The sequence below is a fragment of the Leucobacter faecis genome (assembly GCF_054456635.2).
The window spans coordinates 75,025-100,771 of record NZ_JBTJEP020000011.1 but is presented as its reverse complement, the minus strand read 5'-3'; the positions used below and the strand labels follow the sequence as shown (position 1 = coordinate 100,771).

General features: G+C 63.7%; 39 protein-coding genes. 23 read left to right on the top strand and 16 right to left on the bottom strand.

What is annotated here, in order from left to right; all coding sequences use genetic code 11:
• Positions 1-131 precede the first annotated feature (131 nt).
• The 8 genes from ACXR2T_RS10260 to rpsB all read right to left on the bottom strand — a co-directional run bounded on the left by ACXR2T_RS10260 (position 132) and on the right by rpsB (position 5,937).
• The gene (locus tag ACXR2T_RS10260) at positions 132-431 is read right to left on the bottom strand and encodes an Rv1322 family protein (RefSeq protein WP_489945521.1); all 300 of its coding nucleotides are present in this window, start codon (positions 429-431) and stop codon (positions 132-134) included.
• A gap of 8 nt (positions 432-439) precedes the next feature.
• Complete coding sequence (locus tag ACXR2T_RS10255) at positions 440-952, bottom strand: aggregation-promoting factor C-terminal-like domain-containing protein (protein WP_458839355.1); 513 nt, start codon at positions 950-952, stop codon at positions 440-442.
• Positions 953-1,140: 188 nt separating this feature from the next.
• Complete coding sequence (locus tag ACXR2T_RS10250) at positions 1,141-1,743, bottom strand: DivIVA domain-containing protein (protein WP_458839348.1); 603 nt, start codon at positions 1,741-1,743, stop codon at positions 1,141-1,143.
• Positions 1,743-2,660, bottom strand: a complete 918-nt coding sequence (locus tag ACXR2T_RS10245) for a phosphatidate cytidylyltransferase (protein ID WP_458839346.1) — start codon at positions 2,658-2,660, stop codon at positions 1,743-1,745. The genes ACXR2T_RS10250 and ACXR2T_RS10245 overlap by 1 nt, the downstream gene beginning before the upstream one ends.
• A 5-nt stretch (positions 2,661-2,665) precedes the next feature.
• Positions 2,666-3,184 (bottom strand): ribosome recycling factor, encoded by a 519-nt coding sequence (gene frr / locus ACXR2T_RS10240; RefSeq protein ID WP_458815610.1) that lies wholly within the window; start codon positions 3,182-3,184, stop codon positions 2,666-2,668.
• 109 nt (positions 3,185-3,293) lie between these two features.
• Positions 3,294-4,013, bottom strand: a complete 720-nt coding sequence (gene pyrH, locus ACXR2T_RS10235; RefSeq protein WP_458815595.1) for a UMP kinase — start codon at positions 4,011-4,013, stop codon at positions 3,294-3,296.
• 217 nt (positions 4,014-4,230) lie between these two features.
• Positions 4,231-5,061, bottom strand: a complete 831-nt coding sequence (gene tsf, locus ACXR2T_RS10230) for a translation elongation factor Ts (protein WP_458815593.1) — start codon at positions 5,059-5,061, stop codon at positions 4,231-4,233.
• A gap of 42 nt (positions 5,062-5,103) precedes the next feature.
• Positions 5,104-5,937 carry a 30S ribosomal protein S2 gene (gene rpsB / locus ACXR2T_RS10225; protein WP_458839344.1) on the bottom strand — a complete coding sequence of 278 codons (834 nt, stop codon included), beginning with the start codon at positions 5,935-5,937 and terminating at the stop codon, positions 5,104-5,106.
• Positions 5,938-6,212: 275 nt separating this feature from the next.
• Here rpsB and ACXR2T_RS10220 point away from each other — a divergent pair, with 275 nt between their 5' ends.
• Positions 6,213-6,734, top strand: coding sequence for a M23 family metallopeptidase (locus ACXR2T_RS10220; RefSeq protein WP_458839342.1), 522 nt, complete (start codon positions 6,213-6,215; stop codon positions 6,732-6,734).
• A gap of 1 nt (position 6,735) precedes the next feature.
• Here ACXR2T_RS10220 and ACXR2T_RS10215 read toward each other — a convergent pair whose 3' ends face one another.
• From ACXR2T_RS10215 to ACXR2T_RS10185, 7 genes are all read right to left on the bottom strand, one after another.
• Positions 6,736-7,683 carry a tyrosine recombinase XerC gene (locus ACXR2T_RS10215; protein WP_458839340.1) on the bottom strand — a complete coding sequence of 316 codons (948 nt, stop codon included), beginning with the start codon at positions 7,681-7,683 and terminating at the stop codon, positions 6,736-6,738.
• 7 nt (positions 7,684-7,690) lie between these two features.
• Positions 7,691-8,959 carry a DNA-processing protein DprA gene (gene dprA, locus ACXR2T_RS10210; RefSeq protein ID WP_458839338.1) on the bottom strand — a complete coding sequence of 423 codons (1,269 nt, stop codon included), beginning with the start codon at positions 8,957-8,959 and terminating at the stop codon, positions 7,691-7,693.
• Positions 8,956-10,281: a YifB family Mg chelatase-like AAA ATPase gene (locus ACXR2T_RS10205; protein WP_458839354.1), complete on the bottom strand. Its 1,326-nt coding sequence runs from the start codon at positions 10,279-10,281 to the stop codon at positions 8,956-8,958. Before ACXR2T_RS10205 ends, dprA begins: the two co-directional genes overlap by 4 nt.
• Before the next feature lie 65 nt (positions 10,282-10,346).
• Entirely contained in the window at positions 10,347-11,774 is a 1,428-nt protein-coding gene (locus tag ACXR2T_RS10200; protein ID WP_458839336.1) for a recombinase family protein, read from the bottom strand.
• A gap of 112 nt (positions 11,775-11,886) precedes the next feature.
• Positions 11,887-12,321, bottom strand: coding sequence for an ImmA/IrrE family metallo-endopeptidase (locus ACXR2T_RS10195; RefSeq protein WP_458839334.1), 435 nt, complete (start codon positions 12,319-12,321; stop codon positions 11,887-11,889).
• A 6-nt stretch (positions 12,322-12,327) separates the two neighbouring features.
• Positions 12,328-12,804 (bottom strand): hypothetical protein, encoded by a 477-nt coding sequence (locus ACXR2T_RS10190; RefSeq protein ID WP_458839332.1) that lies wholly within the window; start codon positions 12,802-12,804, stop codon positions 12,328-12,330.
• Between the two features lie 13 nt (positions 12,805-12,817).
• Entirely contained in the window at positions 12,818-13,255 is a 438-nt protein-coding gene (locus ACXR2T_RS10185; protein WP_458839330.1) for a hypothetical protein, read from the bottom strand.
• Between the two features lie 144 nt (positions 13,256-13,399).
• On the opposite strand from ACXR2T_RS10185, the gene ACXR2T_RS10180 reads away from it, so the two are divergent.
• Positions 13,400-13,651, top strand: coding sequence for a helix-turn-helix domain-containing protein (locus ACXR2T_RS10180; protein WP_458839328.1), 252 nt, complete (start codon positions 13,400-13,402; stop codon positions 13,649-13,651).
• Positions 13,652-13,735: 84 nt separating this feature from the next.
• Here ACXR2T_RS10180 and ACXR2T_RS10175 read toward each other — a convergent pair whose 3' ends face one another.
• Positions 13,736-14,356 (bottom strand): hypothetical protein, encoded by a 621-nt coding sequence (locus ACXR2T_RS10175; RefSeq protein ID WP_458839327.1) that lies wholly within the window; start codon positions 14,354-14,356, stop codon positions 13,736-13,738.
• A 72-nt stretch (positions 14,357-14,428) separates the two neighbouring features.
• Here ACXR2T_RS10175 and ACXR2T_RS10170 point away from each other — a divergent pair, with 72 nt between their 5' ends.
• From ACXR2T_RS10170 to ACXR2T_RS10070, 21 genes are all read left to right on the top strand, one after another.
• A complete protein-coding gene (locus ACXR2T_RS10170) occupies positions 14,429-15,208 on the top strand; it encodes a Rha family transcriptional regulator (protein ID WP_458839325.1) in 780 nt (259 codons plus the stop codon).
• Entirely contained in the window at positions 15,205-15,405 is a 201-nt protein-coding gene (locus ACXR2T_RS10165) for a hypothetical protein (protein WP_458839324.1), read from the top strand. The genes ACXR2T_RS10170 and ACXR2T_RS10165 overlap by 4 nt, the downstream gene beginning before the upstream one ends.
• 304 nt (positions 15,406-15,709) lie before the next feature.
• Entirely contained in the window at positions 15,710-16,024 is a 315-nt protein-coding gene (locus tag ACXR2T_RS10160) for a hypothetical protein (protein ID WP_458839323.1), read from the top strand.
• Positions 16,025-16,240: a hypothetical protein gene (locus ACXR2T_RS10155; protein ID WP_458839321.1), complete on the top strand. Its 216-nt coding sequence runs from the start codon at positions 16,025-16,027 to the stop codon at positions 16,238-16,240.
• Positions 16,233-16,376 carry a hypothetical protein gene (locus tag ACXR2T_RS10150; RefSeq protein WP_458839319.1) on the top strand — a complete coding sequence of 48 codons (144 nt, stop codon included), beginning with the start codon at positions 16,233-16,235 and terminating at the stop codon, positions 16,374-16,376. The genes ACXR2T_RS10155 and ACXR2T_RS10150 overlap by 8 nt, the downstream gene beginning before the upstream one ends.
• Positions 16,363-16,737, top strand: a complete 375-nt coding sequence (locus tag ACXR2T_RS10145) for a hypothetical protein (RefSeq protein WP_458839318.1) — start codon at positions 16,363-16,365, stop codon at positions 16,735-16,737. Before ACXR2T_RS10150 ends, ACXR2T_RS10145 begins: the two co-directional genes overlap by 14 nt.
• Before the next feature lie 17 nt (positions 16,738-16,754).
• Positions 16,755-17,984 (top strand): ATP-binding protein, encoded by a 1,230-nt coding sequence (locus tag ACXR2T_RS10140; protein WP_458839317.1) that lies wholly within the window; start codon positions 16,755-16,757, stop codon positions 17,982-17,984.
• A 73-nt stretch (positions 17,985-18,057) separates the two neighbouring features.
• Positions 18,058-18,582, top strand: coding sequence for a hypothetical protein (locus tag ACXR2T_RS10135; protein ID WP_458839316.1), 525 nt, complete (start codon positions 18,058-18,060; stop codon positions 18,580-18,582).
• Entirely contained in the window at positions 18,579-19,490 is a 912-nt protein-coding gene (bet, locus tag ACXR2T_RS10130; RefSeq protein ID WP_458839315.1) for a phage recombination protein Bet, read from the top strand. The genes ACXR2T_RS10135 and bet overlap by 4 nt, the downstream gene beginning before the upstream one ends.
• On the top strand, positions 19,393-19,788 hold the full coding sequence (locus ACXR2T_RS10125) for a hypothetical protein (protein WP_458839314.1): 396 nt from the start codon (positions 19,393-19,395) through the stop codon (positions 19,786-19,788). Before bet ends, ACXR2T_RS10125 begins: the two co-directional genes overlap by 98 nt.
• A 25-nt stretch (positions 19,789-19,813) precedes the next feature.
• Positions 19,814-20,155, top strand: a complete 342-nt coding sequence (locus ACXR2T_RS10120) for a hypothetical protein (protein ID WP_458839313.1) — start codon at positions 19,814-19,816, stop codon at positions 20,153-20,155.
• A 22-nt stretch (positions 20,156-20,177) separates the two neighbouring features.
• Positions 20,178-20,630, top strand: coding sequence for a hypothetical protein (locus ACXR2T_RS10115; RefSeq protein ID WP_458839312.1), 453 nt, complete (start codon positions 20,178-20,180; stop codon positions 20,628-20,630).
• On the top strand, positions 20,627-21,061 hold the full coding sequence (locus ACXR2T_RS10110; RefSeq protein ID WP_458839310.1) for a hypothetical protein: 435 nt from the start codon (positions 20,627-20,629) through the stop codon (positions 21,059-21,061). The genes ACXR2T_RS10115 and ACXR2T_RS10110 overlap by 4 nt, the downstream gene beginning before the upstream one ends.
• Positions 21,054-21,251, top strand: coding sequence for a hypothetical protein (locus ACXR2T_RS10105; RefSeq protein ID WP_458839308.1), 198 nt, complete (start codon positions 21,054-21,056; stop codon positions 21,249-21,251). The genes ACXR2T_RS10110 and ACXR2T_RS10105 overlap by 8 nt, the downstream gene beginning before the upstream one ends.
• A 690-nt stretch (positions 21,252-21,941) precedes the next feature.
• Positions 21,942-22,313 carry a hypothetical protein gene (locus tag ACXR2T_RS10100; protein ID WP_458839306.1) on the top strand — a complete coding sequence of 124 codons (372 nt, stop codon included), beginning with the start codon at positions 21,942-21,944 and terminating at the stop codon, positions 22,311-22,313.
• 2 nt (positions 22,314-22,315) lie between these two features.
• Entirely contained in the window at positions 22,316-22,963 is a 648-nt protein-coding gene (locus ACXR2T_RS10095) for a hypothetical protein (protein ID WP_458839304.1), read from the top strand.
• Positions 22,964-23,494, top strand: coding sequence for a single-stranded DNA-binding protein (gene ssb / locus ACXR2T_RS10090; RefSeq protein WP_458839302.1), 531 nt, complete (start codon positions 22,964-22,966; stop codon positions 23,492-23,494).
• On the top strand, positions 23,445-23,762 hold the full coding sequence (locus ACXR2T_RS10085; RefSeq protein ID WP_458839300.1) for an FDXHR family putative zinc-binding protein: 318 nt from the start codon (positions 23,445-23,447) through the stop codon (positions 23,760-23,762). The genes ssb and ACXR2T_RS10085 overlap by 50 nt, the downstream gene beginning before the upstream one ends.
• Positions 23,755-24,492, top strand: a complete 738-nt coding sequence (locus ACXR2T_RS10080; RefSeq protein WP_458839298.1) for a hypothetical protein — start codon at positions 23,755-23,757, stop codon at positions 24,490-24,492. Before ACXR2T_RS10085 ends, ACXR2T_RS10080 begins: the two co-directional genes overlap by 8 nt.
• A gap of 7 nt (positions 24,493-24,499) precedes the next feature.
• Positions 24,500-24,742 (top strand): hypothetical protein, encoded by a 243-nt coding sequence (locus ACXR2T_RS10075; protein WP_458839297.1) that lies wholly within the window; start codon positions 24,500-24,502, stop codon positions 24,740-24,742.
• A gap of 216 nt (positions 24,743-24,958) precedes the next feature.
• A complete protein-coding gene (locus ACXR2T_RS10070) occupies positions 24,959-25,417 on the top strand; it encodes a hypothetical protein (protein ID WP_458839296.1) in 459 nt (152 codons plus the stop codon).
• The last annotated feature ends 330 nt before the right edge of the window (positions 25,418-25,747 follow it).

Genomic DNA, 25,747 nt, shown 5'->3' with positions numbered 1-25,747 from the left:
CCAGACCTGACACAAGCTGCTCCGCTTCAGCTTCAACGGTCAAATCCTCTGTCCCAGCAACGTTGCTGGACATGATCTAAGTATAACACAAATATGGAAGATGTGTTCGAATAATGCTCAAGTATTCGAAATCAAGATCCGATGCGCCAGCAGTGAGTATGAAAATGTCGCCGGTCGCGCACCGCGGCACCATCACCCATCACGTGATCAGCGCGCCAAGCCACTATGTGTGCCTGGCCAGCAGGAACCGTCACCCCGCACGCGGGGCACAGATAAGGTTTCTCTGCCCGGTGAGCTGGGATATCGCGCACAAACCACTCGTCGCCGCGATAGCTCTCCTTACGCGCCCCACCATAAGACAGTCGAGTCACATCGGCGGGAGGGTTTCGCGCGGCCCGCTCATACTTGTTGACCCGGCGATTGCGCGCCATAAGTCAGATCACCACCAGTGGTTAGCGGTCCAGAAGTCGTAGGCCTGCGCCCACCCACCATAACGGCCAGAGGCATAACCGCTCGCCCAGCGCAGGTTATCGATCGGATCGTAACCATTGCCTGGAACCTTGCTGCAGGGATACGCCTGAATCAACCCGCAGGCGCCTGTGCTGGCGTTTGTGGCGTTCGGGTTCAGGCTGCTTTCTCTCTCAGCAATGTAGTAGACGTAGCTCCAGTCAGATTCGGCGATGCCCGCAGCAGCCATCCATTCAGCCATGGACCCGCCACCCGTGTATTTGGGAGGGCCAGCGGCACGCGCAGCCTCAGCGGCTTCAGCAGCTTCCTTCGCCGCAGCTTCGGCTGCCTTGGCTGCCTCGTCACGGGCACGCTCAGCAGCAGACAAGTCAACCGGAACGTCAGTGAAGACCAGGTCGAGCTCGGCGCTCGTATTGGGGGTGAACTGCTGATGGATGCGCGCTTGAAACGCTAGTTCATCAGCCGAGGCCTGCTGGGTAGGCATCGTGAGGGGCGCCACGACGGCGGTACCCAAGAAGCCCGCAGCTACGACCGCGGCGACAGGGGCGCGAAGGCGCGACCAGCGGGATACAGGTTTCAAATTCGGCACAATATAACGATTCTATCTCAGCGTGACCGTGCGATCAATAAATCGACCGGTAAAAGCCGAAGCGCACGAGTGCGACGAAATTACTAGCGCGTTGCGAGCATCAGATCGACAACGGCGTCGAGCAGCGCGTCGACCTGATCCTCGTCGTATCCGCTACGTTCAGAGTGAAAAACTACGTCACGCACGTCGGCAGGCTTTAGGTCAAACTCGCGGCGCTCAAACATGTCGCCTACGCGTTCAAGAAAGGCATCAACCTGCGAGCGACGATAGCCCGTCGCGAGAATACTGCGGCGTTTAAACTTGCGGCCGCGAGGTCGTCCGATCCTGCCACGCACTTCAGAAAGAAGCGCGCGCGTCTCGTCCCACCAGGCGTTCTCGTCACCGCCGCGCACGGCGGCGCGACGCTCGCGTTCGAAGAACACCTCCTCGAGCCGATCGAGGGCTGCGTCGACGTAGCGGGCGGCGTATCCGCCGCGTTTCACGGCGAAAGAGGCGCCCCGAACATCACGCGAAGTAAGGCCTGCCGCCTGATCCGGAGCGCCCTCATAGGCGCCGCGAGCCAGCGACAGGAACGCATCGACCTGATCGGGGCGGTAGGCCAGTTCTGACCCTGTAGCGAGGGGAAACGCGGTGTGCATCTTGCCTTTGTCGTGCACGGGCTCTGCTGGCTTCTGAGAACTAGGCATTAGAGCGCCCCTAGCGCGAGCGCGATACCGTACACGCCAACCGCAGACGGCAGCAGCGAATCGAGCCGATCAAGAAATCCACCGTGGCCCGGAATCCAGGTACTCATGTCTTTCACTCCGAGGTTTCGTTTAATGAGGGACTCAGTCAGATCGCCTCCGGTCGCAGTGAACAACACCACGATTCCGAGGAGAATACCAACCCACCAGGGCTGTTCGAGTGCAGTAAGTGAGACAATCACCCCGGCGGTCATGGCGACCACCGCCGCCCCGGCGAAGCCTTCCCAGGTCTTATTGGGGCTAATGCGGGGAGTCATCTTGTGTTTGCCAAGCGTCACGCCGGCCGCGTAAGCGCCCACGTCAACCGAAACAACCACGAGCACGAGGGCGAATACCCACCACTCCCCCCGGTCTGCCTCCACGAGCAGCACGGTAAATGACGCGAGAAACGCCACGTACACGAGCGTGAAAAGGCCCGAGAACACGTCTCGCACGAGAGTGCGAGGTGGCGTCTCGTACCGGGGCATTAGGCCCTCGATGAGACGCCAGAGCGTGAGCAGCAGGGATCCGGCAAAAAGCCCGAAGAGCATGCCGCTCGCGCCCCAGAAGTACGCGCCCGCAACGATCGTCAGCCCGCCGAGTACGACGCCAATGCGCGGTACTCGGCGGCCAGCGACACGAAATGCACTCGCGAGCTCAACGAGCGCGATCGACACAAGCGCGGCCACCAGCGCCACAAACACCTGCTTTACAAGCAGCAGGCTGACCAGAAAGACCGCGCCAAACAGCAAACCCGACCCAATCGCGAAGAACAGGTTACGACCGGCGCGGGCCTCGATCTTCGCGTTCGTCGCTTCGAGCTGCGCGCGCCTCGTTTCGAGATGCGCACGCAGATCTTCGCGCTTGTCGGGCTGTGTCATGGGGACTAGACCTCCAGCAGCTCTGCTTCTTTGCGCTTGAGCGTCTCGTCGATCTGCTCAATGAACTGCTTCGTGAGAGCGTCGAGCTCCTTCTCAGCACGCACAATGTCGTCTTCGCCTACCTCTGACTTGAGGGCGTCAAGGTCGTCCTTGCCCGCGCGACGCACGTTGCGGATCGCGACGCGAGCGTCCTCTGCGCGGCCCTTCACAAGCTTGACGAACTCCTTGCGGCGCTCCTCGGTGAGGTCGGGTAGCGTCACGCGAATCACGGTGCCGTCGTTCGACGGGTTAGCGCCGAGGTTCGGCATGTCGCGAATCGCGATCTCGATGTCCTTCATGGCGCCCTTGTCGTACGGCGTCACGAGCAGGCTGCGGGCGTCCTGGTTCTGCACCGAGGCCAGCTGCGGCAGCGGCGTCGGCGTGCCATAGTAATCGACCATGAGGTTCTGCAGCAGGGCAGGGTTTGCGCGGCCGGTGCGCACGGTGGCGAAACCTTCCTTGGCAGACTCAACCGCGCGGTTCATGCGGTCCTTTACGTCGACGAAGACCTCTTCGATCACGGTGTTCTCCTTCTGGCAGGTACGAATGACTCAAGCTTACCGGTGCCCGCTTGGGGGCCCGGCGCAAAATTGGTTAGCGGTGTACGAGCGTGCCGAGCTTTTCGCCCCGGATCGCCGCTGTGACATTGCCCGCGGGCTCCATTCCGAAGACGCGCATCGGCATACCGTTGTCCATGCAGAGGCTGAATGAGGTTGAGTCGACAACCTTCAATCCGCGCACGAGCGCATCGTTGTAGCTGATCTCTTCAATCAGCGTCGCGTCTGGATCTTTGTTGGGATCTGCCGTGTACACGCCGTCGACGCCGTTCTTCGCAACGAGCACCTCTTCGGCATGAATTTCGAGCGCGCGCTGCGCCGCCACCGTGTCAGTGGAGAAATAGGGCAGACCGGCGCCGGCTCCGAAGATCACGACGCGGCCCTTCTCCATGTGGCGAATCGCGCGCAACGGAATGTAGGTCTCTGCGACCTGCGTCATCGTAATGGCCGACTGCACGCGGCTATCGACGCCCGCCTGCTCGAGGAAGTCCTGCAGGGCGAGTGCGTTCATGACGGTGCCAAGCATGCCCATGTAATCGGCACGGGCACGGTCCATACCGCGCTGCGAGAGCTCGGCGCCGCGGAAGAAGTTCCCTCCTCCCACCACAACCGCAACCTCAGCGTGCTCCATTGCAGCTGCGATCTCGCGGGCGATCTGACTGATCACGTCGGGGTTGACGCCGAGGGTGCCGCCTCCGAAGGCCTCCCCTGAGAGCTTCAGCAGTACGCGTCGTTTGCGGGTAGCGGTCTCGGTCATGTGGTTCCCCTTCGCGGATCTGGGAGATGGTGTGTTCGTTTCGGAGCCCGGGTGTGGGCAGTGCGCGCAGCCTGAGCCGCGCACGAGCCTCTGCTCGAGGCCATGCTATCGGTGCGGCGGGTAACCTGCCGATTGTCCTGCGTGGGGCGCATGTAAATGGCGCCCTGGCACAGCGAAGGACCCGGGCCACATGGGCCCGGGTCCTCGGGTGGTCAGCTTACGCGCCGACCTTGCTGCGGGAGAAGCCCGTAACCTTGATGCCGGCTGCTTCAGCAACCTTGCCGACCTCGCGCTTGTCAGCGTCGAGCGAGTGCACCTGCTCGTTGAGCGCGACCTGCTTGAAGAAAGCGGTCAGGCGACCCTCGACGATCTTGGGCAGAGCCGCCTCGGGCTTGCCCTCGTTCTTCGAGATCTCGGTGACGATCTCGCGCTCCTTCTCTACGTCTGCTGCGGGGACATCCTCGCGGCTCACGTAGAGCGGGTCAGCGAACGAGATGTGGCGAGCGATCGACAGAGCAGCCTCTGCGTCGTCACCCTCGTAGCCAACGACCACGCCGATCTGCGGGGGCAGATCCTTCGAGGTCTTGTGCAGGTACACCGAGGTACCGGGAGCTTCGACGCGCGTTACCTTGCGCAGAACGATGCGCTCGCCAATGATGGCCGACTCGTCGGTGATGACCTCACCGACGGTCTTGCCTTCAGCGGGAGCTGCCAGGGCAGCCTCAGCGTCGGCAGCGCCTGCGGCGGCAATCGCCTCGAGCATACGGTCAGCAAGTGCGATGAACTTCTCGTTCTTAGCAACGAAGTCGGTCTCGCAAACGAGCTCGATCATCGTGGCAGCGCCCTCGGTCTGCTTGACGGCTACGAGGCCCTCGCTTGCTTCGCGATCGCCGCGCTTGGCAACACCCTTGAGGCCCTTGAGACGCAGGATCTCAATCGCCTTCTCGATGTCGCCGTCAGCCTCAACGAGTGCGTTCTTGCTGTCGAGCATGCCAGCGCCGAGACGCTCGCGCAGCTCCTTCACAGCGGCCATGCTTACTGCAGCCATGTGTGACTCCTTAAGTCTTATTAGTCGTTGGGTGAACCGAAATTACTCGGCTGCCGGTGCTTCTGCGGCGGGAGCCTCAGCAGCTTCGGTAGCCTCAGCGGCGGGAGCCTCGGTCTTGTCTGCACCGAGCAGCTCGACCTCCCACTCAGCGAGGGGCTCAGCAGCAGCTTCGCCAGCCTCGGGCTTCTGGTGGCGCTCCATGAGGCCCTCAGCAACCGCGTCAGCGATCACGCGGGTGAGCAGTGCCACCGAACGGATTGCGTCGTCGTTACCCGGAATCGGGTATGCAACCTCGTCGGGGTCACAGTTCGTGTCGAGGATACCGATGACGGGGATACCGAGCTTTGCAGCCTCGTCGATCGCGAGGTGCTCCTTCTTGGTGTCAACGACCCAGATCGCCGAGGGGGTCTTGCCCATGTTGCGGATGCCGCCGAGCGACTTCTGCAGCTTCTCGAGCTCGCGCTTCTTGAGCAGCAGCTCCTTCTTGGTGAAGCCGCTGGTGGTGCCCTCGTAATCGAGCTGCTCGAGCTCCTTCATGCGCTCCAGGCGGCCGGTGACCGTCTGGAAGTTGGTGAGGAGGCCGCCGAGCCAGCGCTGGTTCACGTAGGGCTGGTTGACGCGGGTCGCCTGCTCGGCGATCGCTTCCTGTGCCTGCTTCTTCGTGCCAACGAAAAGAATGTTGCCGCCGCGTGCGACGGTGTTCTTCACGAACTCGTAGGCTGCATCAATGTAACCGAGCGACTGCTGCAGGTCAATGATGTAGATACCCGAACGCTCGGTGAAGATGAAGCGCTTCATCTTCGGGTTCCAGCGACGCGTCTGGTGTCCGAAGTGAACGCCGCTGTCGAGCAGCTGGCGCATAGTTACAACGGCCATTGCCGTCTCCTTTTCTGCGCGCAAAAACGCGCATTGGTTAATATCGACCGCGGATGCGATCAGATCCTGGTGCCCGCGATCATCCCCGCTCTGCCAGGGCAGAGACCGTGGCGACGTTCGTTCGATCGGGCACGCGTAGTCACCTCGTTAAAGGTGCAGCGAAAAGTCTACCATCTACGTCGTCCACAACACGCACAGTTCGTGATTTTCGTGAAGTTATCCACCGATCCGGTTTCGCACGCCCACGCTCATCGCGGGCGTGCGACCCTCAGTGCATGCGATACCAGTTCTTCTCCCGGGTCATGCTCACGGCGCTGCTCGCCGCGAGCTTCTTGGCCGCGGGCTCCGGATCCGGGCCAGCAGTCGCCTCGCCGCCGGGGCCGTCACCGCGCTGGCTCCCACCCCTGGGCGCATCGCTCAGCATTGCTGCACCGTTTCGCGCACCGGCTCATCGGTACGCCGCGGGGCACCGCGGCTTCGACCTCATGGCTGTGCCCGGGGCCTCAGTGGCGGCTCCAGCCTCGGGCACGGTCACCTTTGCCGGGCGGGTGGTGGACCGAGAGGTCATCTCGGTCCAGGTAGACGCCGTCACCGTGGTGTCCCTTGAACCGATCACGAGCACGCTCACGCGGGGTGACACCGTTGCCGCTGGCGATGCACTGGGCGAGGTATCGCGCGGCGGACACTGCGATGGCGCATGCGTACATCTGGGGGTGCGAGTGGATGACTGGTACGTGAACCCAATGCGATTCTTTCGCGACAAACCCATCCTTTTGCCCTGGAACGAGGCAGGGTAGGTTACGCGCGCGGGTGCGCCCGCCGATAGTTCGCCGCGAGTCGGTCTGTCGTCACGTGCGTGTACACCTGCGTGCTCGCAAGGCTTGCGTGACCGAGCATCTCTTGCACGACCCGCAGGTCTGCCCCACCGTTGAGCATGTGGGTGGCGGCCGTGTGCCGAAAAGTGTGTGGCCCGCTCGGCCCGCTTCCCGGCGTAGCTTCAAGCTCCCGCGCGACGAGCTTGTAGACGGCGGCCGGGCCGATCGGGCCGCCACGGCTTCCGAGAAACAGCTCCCCGCGCGGCGGACCAGTGTAGGCCTGGGCGGCGCTGCCGCCCGCCTGGTGCGCTCGCATCGCGATGACCGGCCTGCCGAGCGCGAGGTACTGCTCGAGCGCCCGGGCCGCTGGCGCCCCCACCGGCACCACTCGCTCTTTGCCACCCTTGCCCAGCACACGCACGGTGCGCTCACGTTGGTCAAAACCGTGCTCGTTCAACCCGCACAGTTCAGACACTCGCAGCGCTGAGGCGTAGAGGAGCTCGAGGATCGCGTGATCGCGCAACGCCACGGGGTCTCCCCCTTCAGCGCGCCTGCGCGCGCGCTCTAACAATCGTGCAATGTGTTCCTCAGACAGCACCCGCGGCAGCGTCTGCGCTGGCTTCGGTGCCCGCAGTCGCGCGGCTGGGCTTGCGGGAACGTGCTCGCAGCGTTCGAGCCACGCACCAAAGGATTTGAGGGTAGCGACACCGCGCGCAAGCGTCGCTTTCGCGAGCCCCTGCTGCTGCCGCGCCCACATCCAGTCACGCATGAGCTCGATATCGCACGCCGCGACCGTCCTGCTGCCGCGCCCCTCGGCAAAGCGCGCGAAGTTCAACAGGTCGGTGCGATACGACTTGACCGTAAGCTCTGAGTATCCGTACTCCAGCTTCACCGCCGTGAGAAACTCGTCAATCGCGAAGCTCAGCAACATGGTTCCATTATCGCTTGAGGAGCCGCCACCCCGCTTCGCCCTCAGCCGCTTCGTCAACGCGCACGATGTGCCCCAGCAGTTCGAGCTCTGCGAGCGCACCCCGCGCCTCCTCTCGGGTGACCCCGGCCTCCCGAGTCACCGCCGCAAGCCCCCTCGCACCCCTCAGCGGCAACGCGTCAAGCACACGCCTGTGTAGCGGCGGCGGCCGGTCAACGTCGGGCGCCAGGTCAAACAGTGCCACGTCGACACCGATGCCCAGTAACTCTTGCGCTTCAACTGCGCTCGTGACGAGCGTCGCGTTATAGTCACGAATGAGCCGGTGACACCCCGCAGATGCCGGGCTCGTCACCGGCCCCGGCACCGCCCCCAACGGCCGCGCCAACTCTGCCGCGTGCCCCGCAGTATTCAGCGAGCCCGAGCGCATGCCCGCCTCGGTCACGAGCGTCGCACGCGCGAGTGCCGCGATCACACGATTGCGCTGCAAGAACCGCCACCGGGTCGGAGCAGAGCCCGGCACCATCTCTGAGCAGATCAGGCCGTGCCTCGCGACACTCGCGAGCAGCTCAGCGTGGCCTTGGGGGTATGGCCGTTCTACGCCGCCCGCAAGCACCGCAACCGTCTGGCCGCCGGCGGCGAGCGCCGTGCGGTGTGCAACCGCATCGATACCGTAGGCCGCCCCCGAGACGATGGCCACGCCCGCAGCGCAGATGCCGTCGGTGATCTCAGCGGTGACGTGGGCCCCGTACCCCGTGCAGGCGCGCGCCCCCACGACCGCGAGCGATGTCGCATGCAGCAGTGTCGGGTCACCCCGCAGCCACAGCATCAGCGGTGCATGCCGCCCCAGGTCTTTGAGGCCGTCGGGCCACAGGCTATCGCTCGGCACGAGCACACGCGTGCCGGTCTCCTGCGCTCGCCTCAGGTCAAACAACGTGGCGCGCTGATCGAGCCTGGGCTGCCAGCGCGCGAGTCCCTTCGCAAATGTGGCCGGGTCGCATGCGTCTGCCTCGACGAAAGCCACTGGCTCGGCCCGCGCGGACCCGCCCACGATCCCATATTCACCTCGAATGACCGCGTCGAGCGCGGGCGCCGCGCCCACGGCCGCGATGAGCGCGCCGGCGGCTGCGTCCCCCGGTTCCGCGAGCCTCGCCCACGCTGCTCGCGCGAACACTTCGAGCGCGCCCGCTGCATCGCTTTCTGGATCATCTGCGGGCTCCGGCCCGCTGGCACGCAGCGCGCGAGCAAGCTGCAGTGCCTCAGCATCCATAGTGATGGTCATGGTGTCTCCCCTCCCCTGAGTGTGAGCGCCTGCGCCAGTTCGGCGCGGCCCGGCTTCGCCTTACCCGCAAGGTCGGCGACGCTCCAGGCGATGCGCAACGATCTGTCATAGCCACGCATGGTGATCGCACCGCGCGCGTATGCCTGGTCGAGCACTGCTGTGTCTGCCCGGTCGAGTCGCAGCGCGCCGCGCAGCATGGGCCCCGGCACCTCGGCGTTTACCCGCCACGGGGTGCCACGCAACCGATGTGCCGCCCGTTCGCGCGCGGCAAGAACGCGAGCGCGAAGCTCACTGCTTGTCGGCCGCTTGCCCACATCGGCGTTCACGAGTGCCCGCGATACCCTGTGCAGCGTGAGCCGCACGTCGATACGGTCGGCGAGCGGGCCCGAAATGCGCTGCTGATAGCGCACACGCGTCACCGGTGTGCACGTACACTGAATCGCCGTTTCAACCGACCCCGCATTACCGCACGGGCACGGGTTCGACGCGAGCACAAGCTGCAACTGGGCTGGCAGCACCGCCCGAACACGGGAACGGTGAATCTCAACCGTGCCCGACTCGAGCGGCTGCCGCAGCGCCTCAAGCACGTCACGCGCAAACTCGGGCGCCTCATCCATAAACAGCACGCCGTGGCAGGCCCGGGTGATCGCGCCCGGTCGCACCTCACTCCCGTGGCCGCCCCCGATAATCGCGACCGTCGAAGCCGTGTGGTGCGGGCTTTCAAACGGCGGGGTGCGCACGAGTGCGCCCAGAGTCGTGCCTCCCAGCGATGCGATACAGCTGGCCCGCAGCGCCTCATCGTCGTTTAACGGTGGCAAGATACTGGCAAGCCTCGTCGCGAGCAGGGTCTTACCCGCGCCCGGCGGGCCCAAGAGCGATATGTGGTGTCGCCCCGCCGCAGCCACCACAAACGCTTCTACTGCTTCTGGTTGCCCGATCACATCAGACATGTCGCCCGCATACGGTGTACCGACCGGCACCTGCTGCTCGTGTGCGGAGCCCCGTACGCTCGGCGAGTCTGCGGCGCTCGCCGCCGCCTGAGCTGCGGCGAGCGCCGCGGGCTTGCCGCTGTACCAGTCGACCGCCGCCGCTAGGTCTGCCACGGGCACCACGTCAATGCCGGGCACCAGGCGTGCTTCGACGGCGCAGCCGGCGGGCACCATGACCCGGGTGAACCCGTGGGCGCGCGCAGCGACCACAGCGGAGAGCAGCCCCGCTGGTCTGCGCAGTTCACCGCTGAGCCCCAGCTCGCCCAGGTGCACCGTCTCGTGCATGTTGCCCTCGGGGACTTTGCGCGACGCGGCGAGGGCCGCGAGGGCGATGGCGAGGTCGAAGCCCGAGCCGTGTTTGGGGAGGGCTGCCGGGGAGAGATTTACTGTCAGAAAGCTTATTTAGCCACAAGTGGCACGACGGCAGGCTCACCACCCCAGTGCGCATGGATCTCGAGCATGTCATCAGCCCGAATCACCACCACATCAATCAGCGACCTGAGTACGCTCTGCTGATCTTCCACCGGTAGCGTTTCGAGCCGGTCGAGCAGCGCGACGTTACCACCCAACAGCACCTCGGGGGTTAGCCCGCGTTCGCGTTCAGCTTCGGCCAGGTTCGCCCGCGCCGCCCGCGCCACCGTGTCGAGCTGGTCACGTGTGCGCGCATACGTCGCCTCCGGCACAAGCCCGGACAAGAGATGCTCGGTGAGCTTGTCTAGCCGTTTCTCAATCGCGATCAGCTCACGCGCATACTGCGCCACCTCGTGCCCACCAGAGCTGGCATCTGTCGCGGTCACATCGAGCGACCTCACCCACGCAAGCACAGCACCGTCGACGCGCCACGTGATCATAGATTTTCGCGGGTGCGGCCCCACCTGCGGGCACAGGTAGCTGTAGTAGCGCTTCTTCCGGTCCCCCCACTGGCTGCGCGACACACTCCCAGCACGCTTGAAACCGCAGTGGCATTTCACAAGCGTAGACAGCAGGTACACGCTTGAGCGCGGCTTCTTCGGGATATGACGCGCACCTCGCAGCTTCAAATAGCGGGCGTGCTCGAGCTCACTAATGATTCCCTCGTGTGCGCCGTCACGGATCTCACCCCTGTACTCGACTTTCCCGGCATGGATGTGGGAGTCCATGCACCCTTTCACGGATACCGACCCCCATTTCCCGCCGCGTGGCGCTGCGTAGCTTTGACTGTTAAGCCAGGACGCGATGTAGGCGAAGCCGCGACCCTCGAAGTAAAGCCGGTACATGCCCCGGATCACTTCGGCGCGCTCGGGGTCGACGGTGATGTGTGACTTGTGGGAAGTCCACCCCCACGGGATGGGCCCGGATGGTGGCAGGCCGAGGTTGAAGCGTCGCCGGTGAGCTTCGGCCCATTGCTCGCCGATCTGCTCTGACTGGAAAGCAGCGTATTCGGTCATGACGCCGCGCGCGAAGCGGCCGCTGGCGGTGGCGGTGTCGATCGGCTCTGTGGCTGACTCGATGCGCCCGCCGGCCACGTCTACTCTGTCGGCCGCAAGCGCCCAGTCGGTGCGCGATCGGGATAGGCGCGACCATTTCCAGAGCACGATGATGTCGGCGCTGCCGTCTTCGATCATTCGCATGGTTCGTTGCACTGCTGGTCTGGTCGACCATTTGCGGCCTGAGATGCCTTCGTCGACCTCGACGGCGACTACTTCGTATCCGTGTTTGGTGCAGTAGTCCTCGCCTGCGATGCGTTGCAGCTCAATGCTGATGGAGTCGTCGCGGGCGACGGATTGGCGGAGGTAGAGGACGGCGCGGGGTGCGGTCGCGGGGACGGGGCGGAGGCGCGCGTTCATTGGTCGACTATCGTAGGGTGCATCGGTTCGTCTTTCTGGTGTTCCGGTGGGGCCCTCGTGGCGTGCTTTCTTCTTGGGCGGAGGTGGCGCGCTGCGGGGGCTTTTCTTATTTCTAGGTGTGGGTGCGGGCGGCGTATTGGCCGGCCCCGTGGCAGGGTTTCAGGTACACGGTGTCGCCGATTCGTTCGAGCATGGATTGGTAGGCGTGTATGCCGCGGGTGACGATGCCGAGGTCGTGCGCCATTGATGGGGCGTGGCCGTCGCGTCGTTGTTCGGCGGCGCGGTAGTCGTCGATGGTGATGAGGTGGCGTGCCGCCCATTGGTCGGCTTCGCGCTCTTGCCTCGTCTCGCTGCTGGTGCCGGGGCGGTGGCCGTAGTGGGCGTGGCCGAGCTCGTGCGCGAGCACCCAGCGCGCGAGCCGGTCGGGCATCCCCTCGCGTAGGCGTATGCGTTGCAGGTCGTCCCGGTATTCCCCTTCCCGTGTGGCGAGGGGCGCGTATTCGACGGTGATGCCGAGCGTATGCGCGAGATCAAACAGGGCAAGCATAGCGGCCTACAAGTGTGGCGTGCACAGCGTCAAGAGTTCGAGGCCAGACGCTTTGAAATCTGCGAAGTCGATCGTTGCGTTCTCGCTGTTCGTGCGTGCGTCGAGAAGCTGTTGCAGTGTTGCCGACTGCGCTTCGATGTACGGTTTCACCGAGTCATCGGCACTCTTTGAGGCGGTTGTCAGCGCGTCAATCGTTTCCCCTAGCTCCGACTCGCTCACCGTTGACATGTCGGGGCTCTGAACAAACTTGTTCACCAGCTCGATTGCGTCAGGAGCGGGGCCGTCAACGTTTGACCCGAACAGCAGGCGGCAGGTCGTTGATAGCGACACTGCTGGCATGGCCTCTACTTCCTCCACCTCCTCGACTTCTTCCACGGGTTGCACCTCGGGGGCCGGCGCGGGCTCGGGTGCAGGCTGGGAGCATCCAGCTAGAACGGTGGCTGCAATCGCGATAGCGGCGGCGGTAATCATCTTCTTAAGCATGTCGGTCTCGTTTCTAGTCGTCGTAGTTGGTGTCGTAGCCGTGGTCTTCGGAAAGGTCGTGCGCGGCGGCTTCTTGGTCTTCAGGCTCGGTGTGGGCGTGCAGGTGCACGACGGGGTTTGGTTCGTCGAAGATACCGCCACCCTCAGACACTACTTCCAGTCTTGACGCGATCTCGTCTAGGAGCTGTTGATCTGTCGCATCAGCGAGCGATTCCATCGCGCCGATCTCCGCAACATCTGAGGCCATCAAGACGCCATGAGCCACAAGCGCATTCACAGCGGACCGCCCGTACGCCCGTGCAATCTTGGCGACTGTTTCTGGCGAGTAGTTGCCAGACGTTCGCTGCCTATGCAGTGTCGACACGGTGACGCCTGCGCGTCGCGCTATCTCATTCGTGGAGTCGCCGCTGACCGCGGCTTCAATCCATTTGCTGATGGTCTTATGTTCCATGTATTCCATTATGGGATAGCCGGGCGAGTTTTGCAAACGGGAACAAAAACCTTCCAGGTTGAGTTGACAACACATTCCATGTCGGGATAGATTCATTCCAGGCCGCACAGTCAAGGCCTCGAAATGGAACAGAGAGGAGCCGACATGGCAACCATCGCACTCAGGCCCGGCGCGCTAGACCGGGTGCAGAAACTCGCAGGCATCGCCAACGACCAAGACTTCGCCCGCGCAATCGGCGTGGCACACTCCACCCTCTACCGCGCAAAGACCGGGCAAGGAGAATCACCCCGCCTCATCGCAGGTCTCGCGAAAACATTCGGGTACAGCCTCGGAGAAATCGCAGTCGCTATCGAAAGCGACCCCGAAGACGCCCACGCGGGGAGGGATGCAGCATGAGCTGGTTCAAACGGAAACCACTACCTCGCCCCGAGCCGATTCTGATGAAACTAGTCGGCCCTGACCTGTACCAGCACGTCCGCCCTACTCTCGAGCAACAGGCGGCGTGGAGTGTCGAGCCTTACGCGTCAGGATTCCGCGAAGCCCTCTCAATGGGAGGAAATATCGCATTCTACGTAGAGGACGAGGACGGTCTTCGCGCGACTGCCACTTCCCCACGCCTTCTAGCAGGCCACTATCGTTACCCGCGGCCTCCAGTGGAAGAGTCGCCTGATAGAAGCAGCGAATACGCCGCATCCGACCGTCTGGCTCCATCCATTCCAGAACGAATTTCTGGCGAGATAGCGGTTCAAACAGCTGATGCGCTCGCTCAATCTTTCCGGGCGGCAGCTTACCCAGATACGTCTGGTACACCCCGTCCCGGGTGTGAATGCGCATGCGCACCCAGAGCGGCCGTGCAGGACCGTGATTCATGATGCGCGGCTCAATCACCAGTGCGTGTTCATGGTTCGCGCCAGCAGGCACCCAATTCCGTCGGAACGCAAAGAAGATGTTGCAGCGTTCGCGTCGCTTTGATGCACGCAGCGTGATCCAGGCGGCCGTAGCGGCCAAAGCGGTGAATATTCCGGCTCCGATGGTCGCTAATGCGGTGACTGCACCTTCGTTGGCGTTCAACCAGCAGACGGCGTCATCCCACCAGTCCATAAGTGTTACCTCTCCACAACGAAAGATGCCCGCTGTTCGAGCAGCGGGCGCGACAAATGGTTAGGAAACAGAATGTCAACTCAGATCGTACCCGAAATCAACGTGGTCGAGCACGCCGACGGAGAGCTACGGGTTTCTTCGCTGATCATCGCAGGCCGCACCGAGGTAGAGCACCGCGCAATTTTGCAGCTCGTCCGCAGTCACCAAAGCGAGTTCGAAGACTTCGGAAGGGTCGCATTTGAAATGCAACCCTTTGAAACCGCGGGCGGCACGCAGCGACGTGACGTTGCTCTCTTGAATGAGCAGCAGGCAACGCTTCTCATCACGTATATGCGCAACTCAGATGTGGTGCGACGGTTCAAGGTTGAGCTGGTGAAGCAGTTCTACGCCATGCGGCAAGCACTCGCCACGCCCGCACTCCCGGACGCACGCCAGCTCGCGCTCATGGTCATCGAAGCGGAAGACGCACGCGAGGCAGCAGAGCAGCAGGTCGCGCAGCTCGCACCCAAAGCCGAGTACGTGGACACGTTCGTCGCTGACGGTGACCTGCGCCTCATCCGCAACGTCGCCAAGAGCCTCGGCATGGGCGAGCACGAGCTGCGCGCCGACCTCGTGCACCGCAAATGGATCTACCACGAGAAGTCGACGCGCTGGTCAGAGAAGAAGCAAGAGAAGGTACCGCATGACCGGTACAGCGCGTACGCCGACAAGACCCGCTACTTCACTCCCGTCCCGAATCACGAGTCGCCGCGCTTCAAGGGTGAGGTTATGCACACGCTCAAGGTGACCCCGCAGGGCGCGATCGCGATCGCCCGCTTGTACGGGAAGACGCTAGACGAGGTGGCGGCGTGACCGGGCGGCTCCCCACGAAACAGGAAGTGCTCGCGACGGCAGGCGCGGCACTCGCTCGGGGAATCGCACGCACCCTGTCAATGGATCCACACGAAGCCGCTCTCGCCGCGAAGGTGAACGGTGGCCCATCGGTCGAGGTACTCGAGGCGCGCATCCGTGAGATGCATGACCTCGTGAACGCCGCGAAAGCGGCCTAGACCTCCCGTTTCTTGCTGGGGTATCGCCCTAGCTCAGCTACTGCACACCCAAAACAGGGCCGGCGGGGGTAACCACTCCCCCGTCAGTCCACGAAACCAAGGCCTAAACAGCCGCTCACCGCTCCGAGCTCCCCCTGACACGGCGGGCCATGACGGGCACCGAGCTACAGAACTTCACAGCGAACAGATTTACCGGCGGCAGGCCGAGACACACGGCGGCGCACCTATTCGTACGGGGCGTCGCTGCCCGGCCTGCCACCGCAATTTCTATACACAAACAACATTTTGAAAGGAAGTGATCCGTATGGATCTACTCACAACTATCACGGTCGCGGCTGGCGCTGCGGCCGCAATCACGGGCGTCGTCACCACGGCGATCGCTACTCACCGAATCAAGCGGGCAAACGACGCCCGCCGGTTCGCGCTCGAGTCCGTCGAGCTCGTGGACGCTTTGCTCGGGGCTGGCACGCAGGTGATCGCTGCCGGGGAGATCCCGAAAGACTCGCCCGCTGGGCAGCAGATCATGTCGATGATCGAGGCTGAATGTGACTGCCCGAATCATGAGGGGCAGCGCCGCATCAAGCATGCCGCTGAGCAGGCGAAGCGGGGCGAAAAGTGAATGGCGGGGTCACGCGGTGCACGCCGGATCGACTGGGTGACGGTGCGGATCTGGCGGAGCCTATGTGCGGCTACGGGCCTCTCGACACTCGCGTGCTACCTGTACCCGCCGCAAGGCATGTGGCTCGCGGCAGCGGTGGCACCGGGTCTGCTCGTCACGCTGCTCCTGCTCGTGGCTGGATACGCCGACTGGGAGAGGCGGTGCGGTCGTGGCTAAAGCGATGAGGCGTGATCCGTGGGGTGAAGACCTCGACGACGAAGACATGGACGCTTGGGAGCGTGCCGAATCACGCGACATCGATGCGCGTGTGGATGCGATGCGTGAAGAAAGGGCCTGGCGTGACGAGGAATAGAGCATCGGCGAAAGCGGCCGGGACGACGTTCGAACGTCATGTCGCCGAGTATCTGGCCGACGCGCTTGATGATGACCGGATCGAACGCCGCGCGAAAAGCGGGGCGAAGGATCGCGGCGATATTGGCGGGGTGCGCCTGCCCACGGGTGGCCGTCTGGTCGTCGAGTGCAAGAACACGGCCCGCCTGAATCTGGCGGGCTGGGCGGGTGAGGCCGAGGTCGAGCGCGGCAACGACGACGCTATGGCGGCGGTGATCGTGCACAAGCGGCACGGGGTCGGCGTCACGCGCATGGGTGACCAGTGGGTGACTTTGACGCTCGCAGATTTAGCCGTCCTACTCGGCGGCACACGAACCAACTAGTAAGAGGAGAAGGAAGCATGACCAAAACATTCAAGGTAAAGAACTACAAGCGCATCGAAGAAGTGGAGATCACGTCTGGTGCTGGCCTGGTGGTGCTGGGCGGCAAGAACGCGCAAGGCAAATCGAGTTTCCTCGATGGTGTGCGTGAGCTCGTGAAGTTCGTGGGCAAGCGTGAGACGCCTGAGCCGATCCGGCTGGGTGAGAAGAGCGCTGAGGTGGAGATCATCGACCACGAACGCGATCGCCGGTATGTGCGTACGTTCTCGCGGGCGAAGAGCGGGGCGATTAGCTCGAGTGTGGGCGTGTACGCGCTCGACGGTGCGAGGTACGAGAACGGCGCGCAGATCATCGCGGAAGACCTCGGGGCCGAGATCATTGACGCGGCCCAGTTCGCGATGCTCGGGGCGCGCGACCAGCGCGACACGTTGCTGCGTCAGGTGGAGTTGCCGTTCGATCTTGACGATCTGGCGCGCAGAAAGAAGGGCGTCGAGGATGAACGCAAGCTCGCCAACGCGGAGGTGAAACGCCTCACGGGCGCGCTGGCGTCGATGCTTGAACCGGTCGAGGGTCTGCCCGAGGCTGAGGTGTCGGCGGCTGGCATTCACGAGCGCATCAACGCAGCACATGACGCTGCTCGTGCCGCCGCTGACGCCCGAAACGGCTTGAGCATCGCGCTCGAAGAGGTCGACCGACTCGAAGCTGAGCTCGCGAACTGGCGCGTAACGGTGGGCCAGCGGCAAGCGGTGGTTGACGCGCTGCCCGATGAGGTGGCAGACATCGCGCATCTTGAGGAGCAGCTGGCGAAGCTTGACGCGACGAACGCGGCGGTGCGCGCGGCGGCGACGTACAAGCAGACGGCGGGCGCGCTCGGTGAAGCACAAGCTCTGGCAGCGGAACGTCAGGCGGTGCTTGATGTATTTGACCAGAAGAAGAAGGACGCGCTCTCTGCGGCGAACTTCCCCGACCCGCTACTGTCGGTCGACGACGAGCAAGTGCTGTACGACGGGGTGCCATTCACGCAGGTAAATTCAGCGAAGCAGATCGGCATCGGTTTTGACATCGCTACCCTGACGAAGCGTGAACTCAAGCTCGGGTTCATTAAGAACGGCGACCTCCTCGACGACGAGTCGCTGGCTGAGATCGAAGCACGTGCAATCGCTCGTGGCTACACGATCATCGTCGAGCGCGGACGCAGCGGCGATCTCGGCTACGTGTTCAGCGAGGGCGAGATCGTTGACGTGGCGTAACCGCATACTGAACAGCGGCGAGAGTCGGGACGAGTGGTTGGCGTCCCGGCTTTCGCGTATCGGCGCATCAGACGTGAAGCAGTACGCGAAACTCACGTCCGTCGATAAGTACGTGTCCGCGAAGATCAGGCCGCGAACTTTCTACGGCAACGAGGTCACCGCGTCGGGGCACCGGTGGGAGCCGATGATTCTCGCCTACCTCGGGATACCGGGCAACACTGCGTTCGTGCACGCCCCCGATAACCCGCGGTATGGGTGCACGCCCGACGGGATCCAAGACGAGGGCCGGTTCATACTCGCGGAGTGTAAAGCACGCCACGGCGTGATTAAGCCAAACCCTGACGCGGGCGAATGGCGCCAATTATCTTGGCAGCTTATGTGTTTCCCAGAAGCCGAGCTAGTCCGGTTCGGGACGGTCACGCTGCTACGCGACGAGCACGACCAGTGGGAGGCCCGCGAGGGAGGCTACAGCGTGCTCGACGTGCCCCGTGACCATCCAAAGATCATCGCAGCGACCGAGCAGATCATGCCGATCGCTGCACAAGTCCTGGCCGCGCTCGACGCGGCCCAACACGCAATGAAGGAGGCCCCGTTTTGAGTACCACAGTTGCGCTGCCGAAATCATCGGCAGTCGAAGAATGGACAGCAGAAGAACGCGCGATAGCCGACGCTGCCGGGCTCGTATTCCGGCACACGTGGGGCGCGCAGTCAGGGCAGGTGGAGCCCGCGCCGCGAGCTGTGGTCGCGAAGTTCCTGCACACGTGCGCCCGCACGGGTCTTGACCCGCTCGCCCGCCAGATTTACTGCATCGGGCGGGGCACACGAGACGGCGTGCAGTGGGCGATTCAGACCGGCATCGACGGGTTCAGAGTGATCGCTGAACGCACCGGCAAATACGCCGGCCAAGATGCCGCCGAATGGCTGACCGCTACGGGCGAATGGGTGCCCGTGTTCGTGAAAGCGATTCACGGCGAACACCCGCTCGCGGCGCGCGTCAACGTCTACCGAAGCGACTGGCATGTCGACAAGCCTGCCGTCGGTGTGGCGACGTGGGACGAGTACGCGCAGTACACGAATAAGGGACCGCTGACGCAGATGTGGGCGCAGCGTGGCCCCGGCCAGCTCGCGAAGTGTGCCGAAGCGCTCGCCCTGCGTAAAGCGTTCCCGCAAGACCTCGCTGGCCTATACACCGACGACGAAATGCAGGGCCGCACCGAAACAGTAGAGCCCGAACCTTCAGGCATCGACTGGGGTGTGCTGATCGAAGCCGCCGCCGATGAAGACACGCTGCGCGACATCGCGGCACGTCTCAAGGAATCAGGCGAAGCGACCGACGCGCTGCGTGCACAATACGCGGCACGCCTCGGCATCATCCAGACAGAAACACAAGACGCAGAGGTGGTGACAGATGACGAACCAGGATCTGACGCAGCGGGCAGCGCAGGTGCAGCAGTTTCAGCCGATGACGCCGGTGCAAGCGGAGCAGCGGATAACGGAAGCGAATGATCTGCTCGACTCGCTTGTGGAGGCGCAGCGCGACGTAAACGACCGCCGTTATCAAGCCGAAGCGGCGTACACGCTGAAACGCAACCAGCGCATGGCCGAGCTCGGGAAAGAAGGTTTGGGGGCGACGTTCGCGCGCGCCCAAGCCGAGGTAGACGCGGCCGACGAACTGAAAGCGTGGCTCGACACGAAAGCCGAATACCACTACCTCGAAGACCTGTCACAGGCGCTACGCACACGCATCTACAGCTGGCTGAACATCAACAAATCAGTTCAGGCGGCATACAACTCGCACCGGTGATTCGGTGCATGAAGGGAATGAATCAATGACGATGGAAATTAGGGCGCGTGCGCTGGAAGAAGCGATGAAGATCGCGTCCGCAAAATTCACGATGGAATCTATGGTGGAGGCCGCAGAGAAGATCGAGGCATACCTGGCCGGAAAAACCGCGAAGAAGGAGTGTGTGGCGTGTGACGCGCTGATACAACACAACGCTGAACTTCAGTCGGCGCTGCGGGTAGCGGCGGCTGGTGTGTCTGATGACCGGCGCGTCATCGACACACTCAACGCGGTGCTTGCGGTGGCGCGCACCATGGAGGCCCCCTACCGGGCCGATGTCGAGTATGCGGTAGAGCGGGCAGCAGTACGGCTCGAGGTCGAACTGTGATGGAGTACGCGCCGATCGTTACGTGCGCACGGTGTTGGGGTTTGGGTACGGTGCGGCCTGGCCAGCCGTGCCCGTGCACCCGCGAACCGGTGGAGGCGGCGTGAAGCCGCGGGCGTGGGCTACTCACGTGGTGCCCGAGTTTCACCCAGAGACGTGGCCGGGGTTGCCGGGGTTTGAGGAGGCGGCGGCGCGCGGGTTCATTCCTGTCGCGTCGCCGCCTCGCCCGTCTCGCCCGCGCCGCGTCAAGACACTTGCTGAGTTGCGGGGTGACCTCGCGCGCCTCGAGGCAGCTCGCGACAAAGTATCGCCGCCGATGCTGCCTGACGACCCGGGCGCACTGTCGGGCATCGCACGTAAACCGATCCGGGGGCGCGCGGCAGCTACTGACCGGGCGCTCGAAGAGTACGCGCGGTACACGCAGCGTATTCGTGCAGTGCAGGCCCGCATCTGGCGGGCAGAAAGAGAGGGCTCGTGAGTCGCCCGCTGGGGTTGAAGCGCCCGAAGCTGACGAAAGCGCAGGAGCAGCAAGCCTACGACGCGGTCACAGAACGTGACGTGGGCCAGTGCCAACGGTGCGGGTCGCGCGGCCCCGTCGACCGTGACCACCGGCAGAACAGGAACCCATTCAATACGACGCCCGCGGGCCTGCAACTCCTCGGCTCGTCCAAAGCGGTGGGCGGTTGCGGCTGTCACGAGTGGAAGACCCGGAACGTCGCGCAGGCCCTCAAGGACGGGTTCAGTGCGCCTCGGTGGGCTGACCCGCGCGAGTGGCCTGCCTACCGGGTGTGTGAGGGCTGGGTGCTCTACCTCGACAAGCCCGACCGGTTTGGGCGCTGGTGGGTGCCGATCAGCGAAGAAGAAGCAAACGAGCTGTTGGACGAGCTGTTGGGGGTGAGTTATGGCTGACTGGCAGCCGTCGCAGCGTGCCATGTACGCGGCGGCGCACACCGACACGATCGACCTGATCGCGACACGGCGCGCGCTCATGGCCCGCGACCTTACCGGCATGTGCGAGGCCGACCGCACGAATCATCGGCGCGACATGGACGACGTGTGCGCGGCAATCGCAGAACACGTAGTGAGAGAGGAGGAATGAAAATATGGCGTGGTTCAAGGTTGACGACGGGCTGCACTCGTCACGCAAATTCTTGTCGATCCCGAAGCGGCAGCGGTTCGCGGCGCTCGGGGTTTGGACGGTCGCGGGGTCGTGGTGTGCCGATGAGCTGACCGACGGCCACGTCCCAGATTTCATGCTCGGAGTGTGGGGCGTACCCCCGTCGGCACCCGCATCGTTGGTGGATGCGGGACTTTGGGAGCGCACATCGGGCGGCTATCTCTTCTGTAACTGGCTCGAGTATCAGCCACGTAAGGCCGACGTAGACGCTGAGCGGGAGGCGAGTCGGGAGCGCATGAGGGAGTTACGAGCCCGACGTAAACAAGGAAAACCGCAGGAACAAGCGGAAGAACCGGAGGTGTTCGGGCGAACGGGTGCGAACTGTTCGGAAAATGTTCGTAACCCCGACCCGACCCGACCCGACCCGACCCGACCCCCTCTTCCTGCGGAAGAGGGGCGCGAGCCACCCTCCCCCACCTGTGGAAAACATTCGGGCTGGGATCACGACATCCCATGCCGAGCCTGCGCCACCGACCGCAAGAACTTCGAGCAGCAGCACGAAGCCGAAAAAACATTGCTCGCCGCCGACGCGAGACGGGCAGCACGCCGTGAACCGCAATTCTGCGAACACGGCCTACCGAAACACGAAGCATGCGAAAGGTGCGGTGACAAATGGCCGGGACGATGAGCGACATCGAAGCTATGGCGGTGATGCCCGCGGTACGCGAGTTCGTGCAGCTCGTGGGTGAATGCGACCAAGCGGGCGTACAGGCGGCGCTCGCGCACACTCCCCCGCCCACACTCGCGGTACTCACTGCCGAACTGGTGGTGGATGGGGCACGTCAGCGTGACCTCGCGGCGCAAGCGTTTCAGCGGGCGTATGCGGAGTGGCGGGTGACGCAGGCGAAAGCCGAAGAACAGATCGCGCAAGACGCGGTCAAGATCGCGGCCCTCGAGCAGGATCGCGCACGGCAGGCCGACCGGCTAGCCGTTTTGAGAGAGCAGCTTCACGCAGCGAGCGAGAAGCTGAAAGGAAGGAAGTAATCATGGAAATGAGAACGATCGAAATGCCCCTGACGGAAGCAATCGCCGCGAGTAAAGCGATGCTCCCGCACCTCGACAGCATCCACGAGGTGATCACATCGGCGCACATCGTGGGCGACACGATGACCACCACCGATAGGTACACGGCCGCCCAGGCAAAGCTGTCGGTGAGTATTGATGGTGGGTCAATCTTGCTGCCGAGGGCGGCGGTGAAGTGGATTTCCAAGATCAAGCCAGTTCGTTTGCGGTCGTGGCTATCCCACTTCGCATCGGGCGACTTTTTTGTCGTCATTGAAGCGCCGGAGTCCGGAGTGCAACGCGAAGAAGAGCTGAGCGAATCTCGCCGCCGTGAGGCCACGGTCACTGTCACGGTGGTTGGCCCACGCGGGCTGGAGCAGCAGCGCAAGTTCAACGCATCGTTCGGGATATTCCCCGGAGTCGTGTACGACATGATTCGCGACAGTGAGCCCGCTGAAGCGTCCAGTGTGTTGATCTCACCGGGCCAGCTGAGGAAGTTCACGAAACGCGGTGGCGAACCTGTCGAGATGACATTCACCCGCCCCCGAAGCGACGGCCACCCGGGGCCAGTAATCGTGAAGGTCGGCAACATCACCGGCCTGATCTCACAGAACATCAAGGAGGACAAGTAAATGGCTGGCGAACCGTTAATCACTGTTGTAGGCAATCTGGTCGCGGATCCCGAACCTCGGGTTTCGCAGTCGGGCAAGAGCTGGGTGACGTTTCGTATCGCGTCGACCCCGCGCGTGCGTGACCGCCAGTCGGGTGACTGGTCGGACGGCGAACCGCTGTGGCTCGGATGCCGCGCATTCGGCGAATACGCCGACAACATCGCGGCGACACTCACGAAGGGCATGCGTGTGATTGTGCAGGGGCGCCTGACTCAGCGCTCCTACACCGATAATCAGGGTCAGCAGCGCACCTCACTCGACCTCGATGTCGAAGAGGTTGGGCCGTCGCTGCGTTTCGCTACGGCGCAGGTGGCGCGTGGTCAGTCGCGTGGGCAGGTGGGCGGGTTTGGTGCTCAGCAGCCCCAGAACGCGCCAGGAGCGCCGCAAACAGGCGGCATGGATCAATGGGCGCAGCCCCCCGCCAACGCGTCTCAAATGTCAGATGCAAATCAGTTCGGGGGTGATTCCTTTGGTTCCGAGCAGCCCTTCTGACCATGACACCGCGCACGGTGCGTGCGGGAAGACATGGCGGCAGCGCGGCAACCGTACAGGGCACTGCTCGAGCTGCCACGAAACATTCGAGGGCCTGGGCTTGTTTGACGCGCACAGGGTCACCCTCGAAGACGGGGCGCGCGGATGCCTTAACCCTGCCGAGATGAAACATGCGGGGGTGACACCAACGCTCGTGAATGGGTCTTGGCGTGGGCCGGGCATGCCTGAATCGGTGAAAGCGAAGTACAGGCGAGGGCAGGATGAGTAGCCAAGCGTTTAGCGTCTCTGAGTGTGCGCGTGGCTGTACGATCGCGGCGGTGGAGGGTGGGCCTCGTACGCCTGCCCCCGCCGTCGCGGGCGCGGTGTTGTGTGCACGCTGCCTCGCACGTCTGGCGTGGCTGCTCGGCGACATCGATGACGTGGCGGCGCGTGCAAGGGCCGCGGTGGTGCCGTCGATCGGCGGTGCACAGAATGAGCGCGTGAGCGGGTCGACTGATCCGGGTCTGCCGTTGAACGCTGGCGCGATGGATGCGTGCGATCTGCTCGTCGCGATGCTCGGTAACTGGGTGACGTATTGGGCGCGGGCATGCCAGATCGCTCCCCCGCGCGCTCTGGCGGGGGCTCTCGCTGCCGATCGTGACGTTTCCGGGGTGACGGTCGCCGCGACCCCTGAAAGCGTCGCTGCGGGCATTTCAGAGTGGGCGATCTGGCTGCGCCGCAACCTCGACCACTACCAAGCAAACAGCGCGCTCGCAGATTTCCTCGACGACCTCGCCACGACGACCCGCAAGGTCGACCGTGCGTTCCCTCGGGATGATGCACGCAAGGTCGGGCAAGAATACCCGCGCTTCTGCCCCATCTGCGAGCTGCAGCGTGTGTGGTTGTCGTGGCCGCGCGGCAGCGACCCGATCGTGGCGTGTGGGTCGTGCGGGTGGGCATTCGATACTGACTGGGAGGAGCTACTCAATGCGACTGGCATTTCAAGCCGCAGCACGTAAAGCGGGCGTGAGTTTGCGGACGTTGCGGCAGTACCGGGCCGACGGTATGCACGTCGAAGACGTTGACGGGCGGCTGTTTGTGCGGCTCGAGCATGTGCTGGCGTGGAAGCGGTGGCGTGGCCTGAATGATGCGGCCCGTAAGAGCAGGCGTGAGTGTCGCGCGCGTGACGGTAGTGCCGACGCGCACGTGACGGACTCGCAGCTTGAGCGTGCATTCCAGGAGTGGGTGAGAGCAGGTGGGAAACCATGAAAAATTGTCTCGACCCGTCGGGCTGCGGGCGGGTGCGTCATCAGCCAGCCCCGCGTGCGTGGGCGCCTGGGCCTGAACGCGACCGCGAGATCGCACGACTGAACGGGCTCGGCTACGACGACCGCCATGTCGGTGAGCTCGTGGACATGTCCCCGGGCGGTGTCGCATATGTGCGCGCCCGCCTGGGCTTGCCAGCAGCACCGAGAGGGGGCCGGCGTGAGTGAGACGTGGGAGGCGGCGCAGTCGATCCGTGACTGGCACGGCATGAGCAAACCCGGTTTCGATGCGACTGACGCGGACGTGTCGAGCATCGCCCAGCAGCAGGCCCGCTGGCTACTCAGGAACGGGGCCGCATATCTGGGGGAGGTTCGGGGTGGCACCCATTTGTGGAAGACGGCGCAGCTCGAGGACGGGCGGATCGTGGGCTGCCAGGGCGAGACTGTCTTGGCGGCTCAGTTGTCGATCGAGGTGTGGTGGGGGTCGCCGGTGGTGTGGATCGTGCCTGATGGGAGTTCGCGCGTGCATGATCGCTATTTGGGTGAGGTGTCTACGGCGGCGACGCGTTCGCGGGAGGCTCGCACGTTCCCGGTGACGGCGGGCCCGCTCGAGTATCCGACGCGTGATGGTGTGGCGACTGCGGTGCAGGGCGAGTTCGATTTCGAGGGGCTGCTGTGACACAGCTCGCATTCGAGGTTGAGCCGCCCGTTTGGGAGTCGCTGTTTAAGCCGTTCAACCCGAACATTCTGGGTTGGCTTGTGTCGATTGGTTGTCGTGATTGTGGCGGAAAACCGGGCGGCACGTGCGGGTCTCGTGAGGTGGGAACGTTCGAGTTGTGTGACGAGTGCGTACACCTTGTGGATTGTGTGCGGCGGGATAGTTCGGGCCGTCATGTCTCGTATTACGGGACGGCGCACACCGCCGCTGAGCATGACGAATTATTCGCGGCGCGCGAGAAACGGCGTGCCGCATGGCGTAAAAAGCCGGGCCTACGCCTGGCGTGAACGA